Origin of the sequence: Faecalibacterium prausnitzii, assembly GCF_003324185.1 — a bacterium.
Classification (GTDB): Bacteria; Bacillota; Clostridia; order Oscillospirales; family Ruminococcaceae; genus Faecalibacterium; species Faecalibacterium prausnitzii.
In genome coordinates this window covers 20,584-36,690 of sequence record NZ_PXUP01000012.1, presented here as the reverse complement: position 1 = coordinate 36,690, position 16,107 = coordinate 20,584, and the positions used below count along the sequence as shown (strand labels likewise).

The following is a 16,107-nucleotide window of genomic DNA, read 5'->3' as shown; positions in this document are numbered from 1 at the left end:
TCAACGTATTTCGAAACTTTGGTGGAATGACTTTCTTAGCAGTGTCCAAAGCCGCAGTTCGGCCAGTGGCACACCTCGCAGTTCAGGCACAGGCCGCCCTCGCCCAAGCGGGCGATATCCTCGGCGGTGATGAGGTCATCCGCCAGCAGACGGGGCAGCAGCAGGTCAAAAATGGTACGCTTGGCGTACATCACGCAGCCGGGCAGGCCGCACACCGGCACACCGTCCAGATAGCTGACAAGGAACATGGCTCCCGGCAGCACCGGCGCGCCGTAGGTAATGATGTCCGCCCCGGTGTTCTTGATGGCCAGCGGGGTGCGGTCATCGGGGTCCACGCTCATGCCGCCGGTGGTAAAGATCAGCTCGCACCCTGCGGCCTTGGCCTCCAGAATGGCAGCGGTGATCCCGGCGGGGTCATCATCGCAGACCTTGTGGAAAACCATCTCGCAGCCGTAAACCGCCAGCTTGCTTTGCAGGATGGGGGTAAATTTATCTTCGATGCGTCCCTTGAACACCTCGCTGCCGGTGGTGATGATGCCCACCTTCTTGGCCTGCATGGGCAACACGTTCAGGATAGGCTCTGCCCCGGCAGCGGCCTGCATGGCGTCCATCTTCTCCTGCTCGATGACCAGCGGGATGATGCGGGTACCGGCCAGCTTCTGGCCTTTTTTCACCGGCAGGTCGCCGTGGATGGTGGCGATCATCATCTGCGGGGTGCTGTTCACAGCCATCAGCGCCTTGCGGTTGATCTTCAACAGGCCGTCGCAGTCCGCGATCAGCTCGATCTTGCCCTCTTTCGGCGCAGTGCCGTGGATATTTTTGCCCGCAGCGGCCTTGTACAGCAGGGCGGCTGCTTCGTCCTCGTGGAGGATGCCGGGGTGCTTTTCCCAGACGTAGAGGTTTTCCTTGCCGATGGAAAGCAACACAGGGATGTCCTCGGGCTGGATGACGTGCCCCTTGCGGAAGCGGGCATCCTTGTACTCGCCCGGGATGATCTGGGTGATATCATGGCAGAGCACCTGCCCTGCAGCGTCAACAGTACGGATCAGTTTCATGATGGCATTCTCCTTACAGCGCGGGCATCTGGGCTTCGATCCAGTCTGCCAGTGCCGGAATATCGTTCAGGTCAAAATCTGCGCCGGGGATATCCCCCACCACCGCCAGCGGCTGGAAGGAGACGGGCGCATCCGAGATGGCGCTGCGCACCACCTCGATCTTCGGCCAGCCGCTGGATTTGAACCCCTCCAGCAGCACAAGGTCGTAGCCGTGACGCTCGAACAGGGCAAGCAGGTCCTGCTCAGTCAGGCGGAATTCCTCGGTCAGCAGGTAGCGCATGCCGGAGTAGACCGCCACGCCCCCGGCACCGGCTTCCCGCAGACGGTAGCTGTCGGTGCCGGGCACGTCCGGGGTAAAATCGTGGCCGTCGTGCTTGATGACGCCTACCTTTAGCCCGCGGCTGCGCAGCACGGGCAGCAGCTTTTCCAGCAGAGTGGTCTTACCGCTGTTGTGCACCCCGCTGACCGCCAGCACCGCCGGGCGCTTGAGCGCCTGTGTCTCGGCCAGTGCCTGTTTTTGTTCACTGTACAAAGCAAAGCACCTCCACTTCTGTACCGGGTTCTACCGGCCCGCTGCCGGCGGGGATCTCCACCAGACAGTTGCAGCCCATCATGGCGGACAGCGCACCGGAGGAGTGCGCCTCGGTGTTGCCCGCGCCGGGCAGGGTCACCTTGCCGCCGCAGGCAGTCGCCCGCAGGTAGCGGTTGCCCTTGCTGGGTTTGGAAAAGCCATTGGTCAGGGTGCAGACGGCGCGGGCGGGGATGCAGCTCTCCTCCCGCCGCCCGGCGGCGCGCAGCAGCGCAGGGATGGCGTACTGCTCCAGCGTGGCAGCGGCGGCAAAGGGGTTGCCGGACAGGCAGAACACCAGCTTGCCGCCCAGCGTTGCCGCCAGCATGGGGCTGCCGGGCTTCTGGGCTACGCCCTCCACCACCAGCTGTGCGCCCAGCTTTTCCAGCACAAGGGGCAGATAATCCTTCTGCCCTACGGAGACGCCGCCGCTGGTGATGACGGCATCGCAGCGGGTCAGCAGCTCCTGCATTTTACCGGTGATGACCTCCGGGTCGTCGGAGCACTGCTGCCGTTCCACGGCAAAGCCCAGCTGACGCAGCCGGGCTGCGTTCTGGATGCCGTTGGCATCGTAAATTTTACCGGGTGTCCACGGTGCGCCGGGTTCCAGCAGTTCGCTGCCGGTGGAAAGGATCCCCACAGTCAGCGGGCGGCAGACGGCTACTTCGGCGTAGCCCTGCCCGGCCAGCACGCCCAGATGGGCGGGGGTGAGCACCGTCCCGGCGGGCGCAATGACCGCACCGGCGGCTACATCTTCCCCCCGGAACACTACGTTTTGCAGCGGTTTTACGGCAGCATAGAGCTGTACGCTCTCTTCGCCGCTGTCGGTCAGCTCCTGCATCAGGACGCAGTCTGCACCCTCCGGCAGGGGGGCTCCGGTCATGATGCGGGCGGCACAGCCTGCGGGCAGCGCCGCAGCCGGGGCATCGCCCGCGTAAAGCTTCATCACCACCGGCAGGGTGACCGGGGTCTCCCGGCTTGCACCGGCAGTATCCGCGCTGTGCAGGGCGTAGCCGTCCAGCGGGCTGCGGTCAAAGGGGGGCTGGTCCATCCGGGCGCAGAGGTCGGCGGCAGCAATACGCCCGCAGGCGGCTTCCAGCGGGATGGTCTCCGGGGACGGAGAAGGCAGAAGCGCTGCCGCGTCCAGCACGCTGCGCAGCGCCTGAACGGGGGAGCAGAAAGGCTGGTTCATTGTAACTTCCTCCATAGACCCGCCGCTCTCCCCTTCTGCTATGGCTCAGACAGGGACACCGGCGGGGGTATTCTTTTTTCAAAAAAGGCAGGTGAAAAAGAAGCGGAGACGTCTTGACCGGAAAATCAAAACGCCTCCGCAGAATATCCCCACAAAACCGGCTGCGACAGCTTGCAGTCTGCTACGCCGGTGGCAGCCTTTGGCTATGCGCCGCCCTTGCAGCGGCAGCACACAGCCCAAAAGCACCTGTGAAGATGGGAGGAGTTCTTTTTTTCAAATTGCAGCGTTTCTTCTGCGGGAAGGCGGTGGGGTTTCCCCCGCCACCCTTGAATGCCCGCCCTTGCGGGTGCAGCATTGCGGCGCGGTGTCCTGCTCTTTGTGAGAGTTTAGACGCCTTTGCTCAAAGAAGCTCTTATACCCTGATTCAATTGTAGGTTGGTTTAATCGCAGAAATCGTCCACGTCGCTGATAGCCTTGGCGTAGCGGCGGGTGAGGTGCTTGGTGGAAAAGAGGAACCGCTCGTTCTGGTTGTTGGTCAGCTCCTCGATATCGGCATACTCCGGGTTCTCCTGCATGGCCTTCCAAGTCTGCTCGATGACCTCCGGTGCAAGGCCGTAGGGGGAGCGCTGGAAGTACTTGAGCGGGGTGGCGCTGGGGTAGATGCGGGCGTTGAACCGCACCATCTCGGCGAACATCACACACAGATCCTTGTCCTCGATGAGCTGCGCGATCATGGCGTAGTTATCGCTCATGTTGGCGTTGGAATAGTAGTAGGTGTCCTTTGCACCCGCGCGGGTGACGATATCGGTGCACTGGGGGTCTGCGGGCATCTGCGCCAGCAGCTCGTCGGCGTTTTCCACTTCCTCCAGCAGCAAAGCGTGGGGGGTAATCAGCGCAGCCGCAGAGCGGGCACGGATGTAACCGGCCAGCTCCTGTGCAGGGGTCAGCTCCGGCAGCTCCGGGGCGGTCTTGGTGGGCCGATCCGCAAAGGGATCGTTTTCTGCCTCCGGTTCACCGGCCAGAAAATCCAGCAGCTCCGGCTTTGCAGCATCAGGCTGCGCAGCTTCGGCGGCTTCGGGTGCGGCCTCGGCGGCCTGCTTTGCGGCAAGCTCGGCGGTCTCCCGCTCCACTGCGGCGATTACGTCCTCGCCAGTCTTGGCGGCGCTGCCGTCAAAGGTGCTGCCGGTCTCCTTCAGGCGGCGGGCAGTCTCGCTTGCGGCATCGATGTCGAACACCTCTGCCTTGGGCTTTTTCTTGGCGGCCAGCTCTGCCTTTTGCAGTTCCAGAACGGCCTGTTCCGGGTCTACGCTGCCATCCACCGTGGTGGTGTAGCCGGGTTTACGTCTGCCAAACAACATGACGATCTTTCCTCTTTCTATGGGATTTATTCAGCTGCTGCGGTGTTCTGGGCGTAGATGCCGCGCTTTTCCAGATCATCGGCCATGTCAGCCAGATCATACTTCTCCAGCGTCTCGCGGGTGGGCACACCGGTGGTGCGGTCCCAGCCAAAGACGTCGTAGAACAGATCCTTTGCCTTCTCCATGTCGGCGCGATCCAGCTTGGTGGTGCCTTCCTCGAATGCCTTGAAGTCGGGGTCCTTATCGAACACCCAATCGCAGATGGCATCGTGCTCCTGACGCAGGTTTGCGCTGCCGCAGTTCTGCTGGAAGCTGATGGCGGTCATCGCGCGCAGCATCTGGGTGATGCGGGCGCCGTCCTCCTGCAGACCGGCCTGGGTATAGGTCTCGCCGGTAACAGCAGTCATAAAGTCTGCCTGCAGGTCCAGATCGCCGTGGTAGTCGCGCTCCTTGGAGGGAGACTGGGTCATGGGCCACATCCAGTTGCACAGGGTAGCGGAGTCGTGGAAGTTCTTATCGTTGACGCAGTAGGCAGCCAGCTTTGCCTTGTTCTCGTTGATGGGAGTGTAGGCCTTGGCCTTATCGTAGCAGCCCTCGCCGAAGAAGTCCTCCATGACCTTCTTGGTCACTTCATAGGGAGCGCCGGAACCGGTCTCGCAGACGATCTCGTGGATCATGCAGTCGCGGTTATAGACGAGGTTGTACAGCATACCTACCTGCCATGCCTCAGCAGGGCCGTGGTGGTTGGGGAAGCCGTTGTAGATCAGGTTGGAGTTGGTCGCGCCATCGTCGCGGTCCAGCCAGCTCTTGGGCAGGCCGAACTTTTCCATCATGGCCAGCGTGCCCTTGGCAATGACGGACAGGTCGCCCTCGCCGTAAGCCATGCGGCGGATCAGCTCGACCTCCCAGCGGGGATCGCCGGCCTTCTCCCACTCCCAGGGCAGAGAGTCGTACTCGGCCTCGCTGATGTACTTGGTGGCCTCCTCGCGGGGCATCCGCAGGATCCACAGCAGGTCGCGGTTCAGGTTGCCGTAGTTGTCCCACAGACCCATATCGTCCACTGCATGAGACCATGCCAGATTGATGACCATGGTGCCATCGCCCTCGTACTTGAAGTCGTGCACGCCATCCGGGTAGACGCGGGTGCCGTACAGCACAGGCATACAGGTGTTGGAGTTGTGGGTAGGCAGATCGTAATCTGCCAGCGGATCCACATCATACTCGGTGTAGCAGCGGATGGGGCAGGAGGAGCAGCCGCCGTTCTTCACGGTGTACTCGGCAGCGGGAGCGCCGAAGTCGAAGTAGCCCTTGAAGCAGCGCAGAGCCACCTTGTTAATATCGTTGTAGGGCTGCTCGCCGGTATCCACGGGGCCGCCGGGAGCCTTTTTCCACATACGGCCGGGGGCGCCGGACCAGCGGTTCTTGCCGGAGGTGGCGCTGTACTCTGCCCAGCTCTGGGGCTGTGCGGGCACGTTGTGGTTGTTGTTGCCGCCGATCAGGTTGCCCATCATGTAGTTGGAGAGCTCCAGCACCTTCTTGGGGTCAGCCACCTTGACGCTGCCGGTGCCGCGGATGGCCAGACCCTTCAGCTTCTTGTTGCCCATGGCAGCGCCCAGACCGGCGCCGCCGGAGTTGCCGAAGCTGGTGTTCAGGGTGGAGTAGTCCACCAGATTCTCACCGGCAGGGCCGATGGAAGCGGTCTCGAACTCGCGGCCGTTCTGCTCTACCATCCACTTATTGGCAGCAAAGGTGCCCTTGCCCCAAATCTCGCTTGCGTCCTCCAGAGAGACATTGCCGTCCTCGATGCGCAGGTAGACGGGCTTTTCGGAGATGCCGCTGACCACGATGCCATCGTAACCGGCATACTTCAGCATGGAGCCGATGTGGCCGCCCATGTGTGCGTCAATGATAGAGTGACCCTTGGACCAGGTAGAGCGGAAGGTCACGTTCATACGGCCGGAGCAGGGCACGCCTGCGCCGGTCAGGGGGCCGACACCGAAGATGACCAGAGCCTTCTCGTCATAGGGGTCCAGCTCCATGGGAGCTTCCTCATACATAATGCGGTAGGCCATGCCCATACCGCCGATATACTTATGGTACTTTTCGTCATCCTGCGTGGTGATCTCGCCGGTGGTCAGGTTGACGCGCAGGATCTTGCCTGCCCAGCCATAACTTTCAGCCATTGTAGTTCCTCCTTACAGATCCAAGTATGCAGCCTGTGCTGCGCTGGTAACGGCATCCCAATCCACGATGGACAGAGCGCCGGACGGGCAGCCTGCCACGCAGGCACCGCAGGCGATGCACTTGGAGGACTTGCCGGTCTCGGGGTTGACGGTGGGCATGTGCCACGGGCAGGCATCATGGCAGGCACCGCAGCCGATGCACTTGTCGGTATCCACTACGCGGATGCCGCGGTCGTCGGTGGTGATGGCCTTCTGCGGGCAGGCATTGCCGCAGGCGGGGTCCTCGCACTGGCGGCAGGTGTCCGGGAAGTAGACAAAGCAGTTATCGGTGCCGGACAGCAGGCCGTTGCCTGCGCCGTCCAGATTCAGACGGCGCTGGATCTTGACGCGGCTGATATAAGAGGAGCACACGCCATCGTTGGTCAGGGTGCAGTTGATCTCGCAGCGCTGGCAGCCGGTGCACAGGTCTGCGTTGACCACCAGCAGGCCCTGCGGCAGTGCCCAAGTGGCCACTGCGCCGGAATCCACCTGCTGCTGAGAGCAGCCGAACAGGGACAGCATGGAAGCGGACAGGGTGAGCCCTGCAAGGCTCTTGCCCGAGATCTTCATGAATTGACGGCGGGTCATGTCAGCCGTCAGGAAATCAGTTTTTGCCATAGGTTCCATTCCTCCGTTGAGGTCACTCTGCGCAGAGTACCCCGGTCACATAGAAATACGAGTTGTTGACGATGGTCGTCACAGCCGAAGAGGTGATGGTCGCGCCGGAAAGGGCGTCCACCTCGGTCAGGTCTGCGCTGACGGCACCGGACGCATTGCCGGTGGTGGTCAGGCTGGCCTGCTCCAGACGCGCCTTGGACTGCTCCTCTGCCGAGAGATCCGCAAAGGGGATCGCCATCGGCTCGCCGTCCAGTGCGCTCTTGCTGAGCATGGCTGCGTACAGCTTGCGCCGTGCCACGGCCTCTGCGCTGGAATCCAGCGGCGGAGCCAGCTCATCGCCCAGTGCCTCGCCCTTCAACGCCGAGAAGGTAAGCCCCGCAGCATACATCTTGCGGGTAGCCTCGGCCTCGGGAGAGGTATCGAAGGTGCGCCACTGTGCGGGGTCAAAATCCCCGGCAGCAGCGGGCTGCTCCTCCGCTGCACCGGCAGCGGCATAGGCGGCACCGGTAACGGGGTCCGTTACGGTGTAGCTTTTGCCCGCCAGCGTGAAGGGAGCTGCGCCCTGATACTGGGACGTGAACTCCGGATTGACGCACTGGCCGCCAAGGCTTTCCGTTTCGTCCTGAGAGAGAATCTCCACTGCGGAAACATTGCCCTCGGCGTCAATGGTCACGGCAGCCTGCACATCGCTCTGGAAGCCCTTCTGAGAGCCCTCCACGCGGTAGCTGCCATCGTCGAGCTGGTACACTGCGCTGATGCCGTAGGCGGCTGCATCCGCCTCCGACACCGGCAGCAGGGTACCGGCAACCGTGGTGCGTGCGCTTTGCAAGGTGGTCAGACCGACCGCCAAGGCGATGGTCGCAACGCCCATGGCTGCATAGCCCGGCAGCCGCTTACGCCACAGCGGTACGGGCGCAAACGGGTTGGTTGCCTGCTTCATGTTATCACCTGCCTGTTTTTTATTTTGCCGGGTAACCCCGGACAGCAATTGAGGCCGCTCTGGCTGCTGCAACAGCGGAGCGGTCTCTTCGATAATATATTAACATGCGTGCGCGGAGTATGTCAACAGAAACAGACAGGCTTTTCCGTTTTGTAACTATTGTTTTTGTAATATTTGCTTAAACTTTAGGGAATTTGCGTCCGCACACCAGCTGCAGGCCGTATTCCGCAGCAAGTTCTGCGGATTGCACGGTGGGCATGCTTTTGCTTACCAGCACCGGCACCCCGGCGCGGATGGCCTTGCGCACCATATCCAGCGGCACTCGGCCGCTGGTGTACAGCACGCATTCTGCCAGCGGAAGCCCTGCCAGCACCGCGCAGCCCACCGCCTTATCCAGCGCGTTGTGCCGCCCCAGATCCTCACAGGCAAAAACAATTTCCCCTTTGTGCAGCACAAAGCAGCTGTGCACCGCCCGGGTGGCGCGGTACAGCGGCAGCCCGGCGTGCATGGCGGCGGTCAGGCGCTCCACCCATTCCGACTGCAAGGCCAGCCCCGGCACAGGGCGCAGGGGCTGCAGTTCCACCGGGCTGCCCAGCGCGATATTATCGGTGCAGCAGCTGGCCACCTCCTGCGCGGCGGCGCGGCGGGTAGGCAGCGGGTGGCGCAGATATACCTGCACCTTTGCGCCCTCGGCACAGACGGCGATCTGCTCCACCTCGTCCGCAGACGCGATCCATCCTTCGGTGAGCAGCCGCCCCAAGGCCAGCTGCGGCAGCAGCGCCGGGGTGCATACCACCCGGAAGGCGGGCTGCTCGTTGACATAAATGGCGGCGGCGTGCTCTGCCGGTATGGTGGCTTCGGTGCCGTCCGGCAGGCGCAGGCTGGCAAAGGCCGTCTGCGCGCCAAAGCGGTCGGTGATCTGCAAAGAGGGTGTACTGCGTTTTTCCATAAAGTTTCCTTATATTATAAATGCAATGCTGTGTGTCAGACGGACAGTATCAACATACCGGTTCTGTGTCAAAAAGTCAAGAGCTATCTTGCCGTAAAAACACAACGCCGGACAGCCCGCAGACTGTCCGGCATTGCGATCAAAACGTCAGATTTACAGTTTGCCCTCTCAGGCATCGCTCTCAGAACACGGCCGGGACGATCCGCTGGGCATCCACATCCACGATGCCGTAGGTGTTCAGCCGCAGCTTCGGGATGACCGGCAGGCTTACAAAAGCAAGGGTCATAAAAGCGTCGATGTCCTCCGAGATGCCGTGGGCTTTCAGTGCCGCCTTGAGCGCCTGCAGCTTTTCCTCCACGGATTCGGCGCTCTCGGTGCTCATAAGCCCTGCCACCGGCAGCGGCAGCTCCCCTACCACCTGTCCGTTCAGTGCAAAGGCAAGGCCGCCCTTATTTTTGCGCACCGTGTTGCCCGCCAGCACCATGTCGGCATCGTTGGTGCCCGCCACGATGAGGTTGTGGGAGTCGTGGGCGATGCTGGAAGCCACCGCGCCGCATTGCAGGCCGTAGTTACCCAAAAAGCCCAAGCCCACATGGCCGGAGCGGTGATGCCGCTCGAACACCGCCAGTTTGACGATTTTCTGCGCCACATCCACGCCGGGCGCTGTGCCCGGATGCTGGCAGAACGGAACGATTTTTTCCGTGGTCAGCAGGGCGTGCGGGGTCAGGCAGATCACGCGCTGCCGGGTGCCGGTCTGCTTCAGCTGCAATTGCTCCGGGGTGATCTCATCCATGTTGAAGGAATCGAACACCCTCGCAAAGCGTGCCTTGTCCACAGTAAGGGCGGCGGGGTGCAGCATTCTGCCCTGCTGCGCCACCAGTTTGCCCTTTTTGTACACCTGCTCCACCGTGAACTTTTCCAGATCCGACAGCACGATCAAATCGGCGGTATAGCCCGGGGCTACCGCGCCGCTGTGCGCAAGACCGAAGTACTGGCACGGGACAAGGGTGCCCATCCGCACCGCCACCACCGGGTCTACCCCGGCAGCAATGGCTTTGCGGATGATATAGTCGATGTGCCCGCCCTGCAACAGGTCTCCGGGATGCTTGTCATCGGTCACCAGCATACAGCGGCTGCAATAGGGCTCCCGGAACAGAGGCAGCAGGCTGTCCATGTTCTGGGCTGCGGTACCCTCCCGCACCATGATGTATTGTCCGCGCCGCAGCTTTTCCATGGCTTCATGGATGTCCGAGCACTCATGGTCGGACTGCACCCCGGCGGCGATATAAGCGTTCAGTTCCTCCCCGCTGAGGAAGGGGGCGTGCCCGTCGATGCGTTTACCCGCAGCGGTGCAGTCGCATATCTTCTGCAGGATCTTTTCGTCCGCGCGCACTGTGCCGTAGGAGTTCATCAGCTCAGCCAGTCCCAGTACCCGGGGCTGCTGATAGTAGGGGCGCAGCTGCTCCGCTTCCAGCACCGCGCCGGACTCGTCCAGCCCGGTGGCAGGCACGCAGGAGGGCAGCATAAAGTAGACCGAAAGCGCCAGATCTTTTGTGGTCTCCAGCATAAAGTCCAGCCCCGCCGTACCGGCTACATTGGAGATCTCGTGCGGGTCGGTGACCACCGCCGTGGTGCCGTGGGGCAGCACTGCCTGTTCAAAGGCCGGGCCGCAGAGCATGGAGCTTTCAATGTGGATGTGCCCATCCACAAGCCCCGGGCAGACATACCTGCCCTGCAAGTCCAGCTCAGTCTCGCCGGCATAGTGTCCCACGCCAAGGATGACCCCCTGACGGATGGCTACATCGGCCTGCTCGATCTCGTTTGTGAACACGTTGATGACCCGGGCGTTTTTCAGCACAAGCTCTGCCCGCACGTCACCCTTTGCTGTCAGGATCTGCTGCTTCAAGGTTTCCATTTTCATAAGAACCCCCTTATCCTGTTAAAAAGCCTGCGTTCTGCTGCTTGAAAGAACTGTTTTCTTTACTTTACATGGCGATCCAGCCAAAGGCGTTTGCCACCGAACTTGCCAGAATAATGGCTGCAAAAATGGGGCACAGCCAGCGGATCATAAAATTGAACACAGGCTTGCGGCGGAAGCGCTGACCGTCCTGCTCCACCTCCTGCGCGATCTGCTCCACGCCGATGACGCGGGACACCAGCAGGCAGGTGGCAATGGCTGCAATGGGCATCATGACCGAGTTGGTCAAAAAGTCGAAGAAGTCCAAAAACTGCATCCCGAACACCGTCACCCCGGCCAGCGGGCCGTAGCCCAGTGCCGACAGGCTGCCCAGTGCCACCATGATGGCGCCGATGAGCACAGTGGAGCGGGTGCGGTCCCAGCCCAGCTCGTCCTCAAAGGTGGAGACAGCGCTCTCGGTCAGGGCGATGGAGCTGGTAATGGCTGCAAACAGCACCAGCACAAAGAACAGCACACCCACAGCGGTGCCCAGACCCATGCTGGCAAACACCTTGGGGATGGTGATGAACATCAGCGCAGGACCGGCCTGCAGGGTGTCCGGGTCGCCGCCGGAGAAGGCGAACACCGCCGGGATGATCATCAGACCCGCCATGATGGCAATGGCGGTATCAAACACCTCCACGTTCTCGGTGGACTCCTCGATAGAGACGTCCTTCTTCATATAGGAGCCGAAGGTGACCAGAATGCCCATGGCAATGGACAGAGAATAGAACATCTGCCCCATGGCGGTGACCACGGTCATCCAAGAGAAGTTTTTGGGGTTGGGCACCAGAAAATACTTCACACCCGCCAGTGCACCGGGACGGGTGACAGAGTAGCCCGCAATGACCAGCGACAGCACCACCAGCACCGGCATCATCACCTTGGAGACGCGCTCTACGCCGTTGCGCACACCGGCAAAGATAATGCCCAGCGTGAACAGGCTGAACAGCAAAAAGGCTAGTTCTGCCTGCAAGCCGTTGGTGATAAAGCCGGAGAAGTAGCCGTCTGCTGCCAGATTACTGCCGCGGCCGCACAGATACTCGGCCAGATAGTGGATGACCCAGCCGCCGATGACCGAATAATACGGCACGATCAAAATGGGGATGATGGCGTTGATCCAGCCGCCGAAGCGGATGCCTTTCCCCTTGCCAAAGTGGGCGTAGGCGCTGACCGGGCTTTTGTGGGTCATACGGCCCAGCGCGGTCTCGGCCACGATCATGGTATAGCCAAAGGTGACTGCCAGCAGAATGTATACCAGCAGAAAAATGCCGCCGCCGTATTTGGCTGCCAGATACGGGAAGCGCCAGATGTTGCCCAGCCCCACCGAAGCGCCTGCGGCTGACAGCACGAACCCGATCTTACCGGAGAATGCGCTGCGCTTGTGTTGTTGTTCCATGTTGTTGTTCCTCTTTTCCTATCTGCTATAAAAATTAAGCAGAACAAGTGTACCACAACTGCGTACAACTGGCAAGCAATAACACCCCGGTCAGCGCCTGACGGCGCTGACCGGGGTGTTTACCAGTTTCTTTTTATTTTTACAGCTTATGATACTTGCGATCCTCTTCCTCGTAGACGGGGTCACAGGTCAGGTACATGCCCAGACGGTTCAGGGTGCTGCTGTCCACGCTGGAAAGCAGCACGGTGGAGTGTACATCACAGCCCTTGAGGTTGGGCAGCTGGTGCATGGCTGCTGCGGCAAGCTCGCTGGAAGCAGCAGAGCTGGACAGGGCGATCAGGATCTCGTCGGTATGCAGACGGGGGTTCTTGCCACCCAGATAGTTGGTCTTGAGGGTCTGGATAGGCTCGATGGCAGCGGCGCTGACCAGATCCGTCTCCTGCGGGATGCCCGCCAGATACTTGAGCGCATTGATCAGGGCGCTTGCGGTAGCGCCCAGCAGCGGGCCGGTCTTGCCAGTGATCACAGTGCCGTCGCTCAGCTCAATGGCAGCAGCCGGTGCGCCGCCGGTGGCCTCGCTGCGGGCGTGTGCCTGCTTTTCCACCTCACGTGCACCCATGGTCAGCCCGGCCTGATTCATCAGCAGCTCCAGCTTGTAGCGCTCACTCTCCTTGGCAGTGCCGGTGATCTTCTGCTCGCACAGGCACTTGTAGTACCGGCGCACGATCTCCTTGCGGGAGGCCTCGCAGCAGACTGCGTCGTCCACGATGCAGTTGCCGGCCATGTTCACACCCATGTCCGTGGGAGACTTATAGGGGCTCTGGCCTGCGATCAACTCGAACATCGCGTTCACCACCGGGAAGATCTCGATGTCGCGGTTGTAGTTCACGGTGGTCACGCCGTAGGCTTCCAGATGGAAGGGGTCGATCATGTTCACATCGTTCAGGTCGGCGGTAGCAGCCTCGTAGGCCAAATTGACCGGATGCTTCAGGGGAATGTTCCAGATGGGGAAGGTCTCGAACTTGGCGTAACCAGCCTTGACGCCCCGCTTATATTCATGATACAGCTGGGACAGGCAGACGGCCATTTTTCCGCTGCCGGGGCCGGGCGCAGTGATGACCACCAGCGGGCGCTCGGTCTCAATGTACTCGTTGCGGCCGTAGCCCTCGTCGCTGACAATGCGGGCCACATCGTTGGGGTAGCCGGGAATCTTGTAGTGGCGGAAGGTGCGGATGCCCAGACTGCTCAGCCGCTTTTCAAAGGCTTCCACCTCGGCGGCGGCGGTGTACTTGGTCACGCACACACTGCCCACATACAGCCCCATCTCCTGAAAAGCGTCGATGAGACGCAGCACGTCCAGATCGTAGGTGATGCCGTAGTCGCCGCGCACCTTGCTGCTGATGATGTCCTCGGCGCTGATGACGATGACGATCTCGGCCTGCTCCTTGAGCTGCAAAAGCATTTGCAGCTTGGAGTCCGGCTGAAAGCCGGGCAGCACGCGGGAGGCGTGGTAATCGTCGAACAGCTTGCCGCCGAATTCCAGATACAGCTTATTGTCAAACTTCTTGATGCGCTCGCGGATATGCTCGGACTGCATCGCAAGATATTTGTCGTTGTCAAATCCTATTTTCATCGTTCGTTTCCTCTCTGGTGGCCCGGCACACCATACCCGGGCTTTAAAATCACGAATATAAGTATACCACAGCCCGGGGTGGGGTGCAATGCAAAACAAAGCGCTGAACGCAATTCCGGCAGGATAGGCCGTTTTGGGCGGTATATTGTCCTGTTTTTTGTGGAAATGGTGCCTGCGCAAAACGCAAAAGGGACCGCCGCAGTGTGCGGCAGTCCCCTTTGCTCTTATGAAGAACTATCCGTATGGAGAAGAGAATGGCTTGTTATTTTGCCTCGGCGGGCTGGGTCTTTTTGACAAGGCTCAGGATCACTGCGCCCAGCACACTGCCCACAGCCAGCGCCACACAGTACAGCACGGCGTGATCCACCACCGGGAACACGAAGATGCCGCCGTGGGGTGCGCGCAGTGCGCAGCCGAAGGTCATGGACAGCGCACCGGCGACCGCAGAACCGACAACGCAGCTGGGCAGGACGCGCAGCGGGTCGGCTGCTGCATAGGGGATAGCGCCCTCAGACACGAAGCACAGGCCCATGACGTAGTTCACAATGCCGTTGCGGCGTTCGTCCAACGTCCACTTGCGGGGGCAGAAGGTGGTGGACAGAGCAATGGCGATGGGAGGCACCATGCCGCCCACCATGACGGCGGCCATCACCTCGTAGTTGCCGGAGGCAAGGGCTGCGGTGCCAAAGACGTAGGCTGCCTTGTTGACCGGGCCGCCCATATCCACGCTCATCATACCGGCCACGATAGCGCCCAGCAGCACCTTGGAGCTGCCGCCCAGTGCGTTCAGCCAGTCGGTCATGGCGGTATTGATCATGCCCATGACCGGGTTCACGGCGCACATCATCGCACCTACGATAAGAATGCCGCCCAGCGGGTAGATGAGCATGGGCCGGATACCGTTCAGGCTGGCGGGCAGCTTTTCGGTGATCTTTTTGAGGAACTGCACGATGTAGCCCGCTGCAAAACCGGCCAGCAGCGCTGCAAGGAAGCCGCCGGAGATGCCGGTGGTGCTGCCTGCGGCAAGGTCGGTGAAGTTGGTGCCGTTCATAGCCAGCACGCCGCCTGCAAAGCCTACGGCAAGGCCCGGACGGTCGGCGATGGACATGGCAATGAAGCCTGCCAGAATGGGCAGCATATAGCCGAAGGCTGCGTTGCCCACCGTCTTGAAGAAGGCGGCAACGGGGGTGTTCATGCCGAAGTTTGCGGGGTTGATGCTGTAATCATCCAGCAGGAAGGCCAGCGCGATCATGATGCCGCCGCCTACCACGAAGGGCAGCATATGGGAAACGCCGTTCATCAGGTTCTTGTACAGGCTGCGGCCAAAGCTGTCCTTACCGGCGGTGTCGTCCTCGGCTGCTGCGCCGCCCTCGGCGTGGAACACAGGCACCTCGCCGTGGGCAATCTTCTTGATGAGCTCCTCCGGCTTATGGATGCCGTCGTCCACGCGGGTGAACAGCACCGGTTTGCCGTCGAAACGGGCGGTTTCCACCTTTTTCTCCGCTGCTACGATGATGCCATCGCAGGCGGCGATCTCGGCGCGGGTCAGGATGTTCTTTGCGCCGTCCGAGCCGTTGGTCTCCACCTTGGTGGGCAGACCCAGCTTGTCACCGGCCTTGGTCAGTGCCTCGGCGGCCATGTAGGTGTGGGCAATACCGTTGACGCAGGCGGTCACAGCCAGAATGCGGTAGCCGTCCTGCGGGATAGCCTGCTGGGTAAAGCTCTCTGCACCAAACTGTGCTTCTTCCTGCGCGTCGATACACTCCAAGAACTCCTTGGGGGTCTTGGCGGCTTTAAGCTTTTCCACAAAGTCCTCGTTCATCAGCATCTGCATCATGCGGGCCAGCATATCCACATGCAGGCTGCCGTTTTCCGGTGCGGCAATGGCAAACAGCAGGTCGGTGGTGCCGTCATCTTCGGCGTTGTACTGCACCGGGGTGCTCAGCCGCAGGGCGGCCAGACTGGGGCGGGTAACCACATTGGTCTTGGCGTGGGGCACGGTGATGCCGTTATCCACATAGGTAGAGCCCTCGGCCTCGCGGGCGTAGAGCGCCTTTTTGTAAGCCTCCTTGTCGGTGATGTTGCCGTGGGTGGCCTGCAGTTCCACCAGACGGCTCAATATCTCCTCCTGCGTCTGCAGCGCCTCGTCCAGCGCAATGGACTGTGCGGTAAATAACTCGGTAATGCGCATAAACGTTCCTCCTTTGTTCCTTTTA

At 61.1% G+C, this 16,107-nt stretch carries 12 protein-coding genes; all 12 read right to left on the bottom strand.

Annotation, left to right across the window (positions count from 1 at the left end):
- Positions 1–35: 35 nt before the first annotated feature.
- The 12 genes from C7J97_RS09350 to C7J97_RS09295 all read right to left on the bottom strand — a co-directional run bounded on the left by C7J97_RS09350 (position 36) and on the right by C7J97_RS09295 (position 16,082).
- Positions 36–1,055 carry a molybdopterin-binding protein gene (locus C7J97_RS09350; RefSeq protein WP_097782439.1) on the bottom strand — a complete coding sequence of 340 codons (1,020 nt, stop codon included), beginning with the start codon at positions 1,053–1,055 and terminating at the stop codon, positions 36–38.
- A 13-nt stretch (positions 1,056–1,068) separates the two neighbouring features.
- Positions 1,069–1,587 (bottom strand): molybdopterin-guanine dinucleotide biosynthesis protein B, encoded by a 519-nt coding sequence (gene mobB / locus C7J97_RS09345; protein ID WP_113992859.1) that lies wholly within the window; start codon positions 1,585–1,587, stop codon positions 1,069–1,071.
- Entirely contained in the window at positions 1,577–2,830 is a 1,254-nt protein-coding gene (locus C7J97_RS09340) for a molybdopterin molybdotransferase MoeA (RefSeq protein ID WP_242983486.1), read from the bottom strand. Before C7J97_RS09340 ends, mobB begins: the two co-directional genes overlap by 11 nt.
- A 425-nt stretch (positions 2,831–3,255) precedes the next feature.
- The gene (locus C7J97_RS09335) at positions 3,256–4,173 is read right to left on the bottom strand and encodes a hypothetical protein (RefSeq protein ID WP_113992858.1); all 918 of its coding nucleotides are present in this window, start codon (positions 4,171–4,173) and stop codon (positions 3,256–3,258) included.
- Between the two features lie 26 nt (positions 4,174–4,199).
- On the bottom strand, positions 4,200–6,356 hold the full coding sequence (locus tag C7J97_RS09330; RefSeq protein ID WP_113992857.1) for an aldehyde ferredoxin oxidoreductase N-terminal domain-containing protein: 2,157 nt from the start codon (positions 6,354–6,356) through the stop codon (positions 4,200–4,202).
- A gap of 12 nt (positions 6,357–6,368) precedes the next feature.
- Complete coding sequence (locus tag C7J97_RS09325) at positions 6,369–7,013, bottom strand: ferredoxin-like protein (protein ID WP_055186098.1); 645 nt, start codon at positions 7,011–7,013, stop codon at positions 6,369–6,371.
- Between the two features lie 22 nt (positions 7,014–7,035).
- Positions 7,036–7,953, bottom strand: a complete 918-nt coding sequence (locus C7J97_RS09320; protein WP_097782442.1) for an FMN-binding protein — start codon at positions 7,951–7,953, stop codon at positions 7,036–7,038.
- Between the two features lie 178 nt (positions 7,954–8,131).
- Entirely contained in the window at positions 8,132–8,902 is a 771-nt protein-coding gene (locus C7J97_RS09315; protein WP_097782443.1) for a formate dehydrogenase accessory sulfurtransferase FdhD, read from the bottom strand.
- A gap of 181 nt (positions 8,903–9,083) precedes the next feature.
- A complete protein-coding gene (gene ade, locus C7J97_RS09310) occupies positions 9,084–10,823 on the bottom strand; it encodes an adenine deaminase (RefSeq protein WP_113992856.1) in 1,740 nt (579 codons plus the stop codon).
- A gap of 64 nt (positions 10,824–10,887) precedes the next feature.
- The gene (locus C7J97_RS09305; RefSeq protein ID WP_113992855.1) at positions 10,888–12,258 is read right to left on the bottom strand and encodes a sodium-dependent transporter; all 1,371 of its coding nucleotides are present in this window, start codon (positions 12,256–12,258) and stop codon (positions 10,888–10,890) included.
- Between the two features lie 139 nt (positions 12,259–12,397).
- Positions 12,398–13,891 carry a DUF1846 domain-containing protein gene (locus C7J97_RS09300; protein WP_015536838.1) on the bottom strand — a complete coding sequence of 498 codons (1,494 nt, stop codon included), beginning with the start codon at positions 13,889–13,891 and terminating at the stop codon, positions 12,398–12,400.
- Between the two features lie 262 nt (positions 13,892–14,153).
- Positions 14,154–16,082 carry a PTS fructose transporter subunit IIABC gene (locus tag C7J97_RS09295; RefSeq protein WP_113992854.1) on the bottom strand — a complete coding sequence of 643 codons (1,929 nt, stop codon included), beginning with the start codon at positions 16,080–16,082 and terminating at the stop codon, positions 14,154–14,156.
- Positions 16,083–16,107 lie beyond the last annotated feature (25 nt).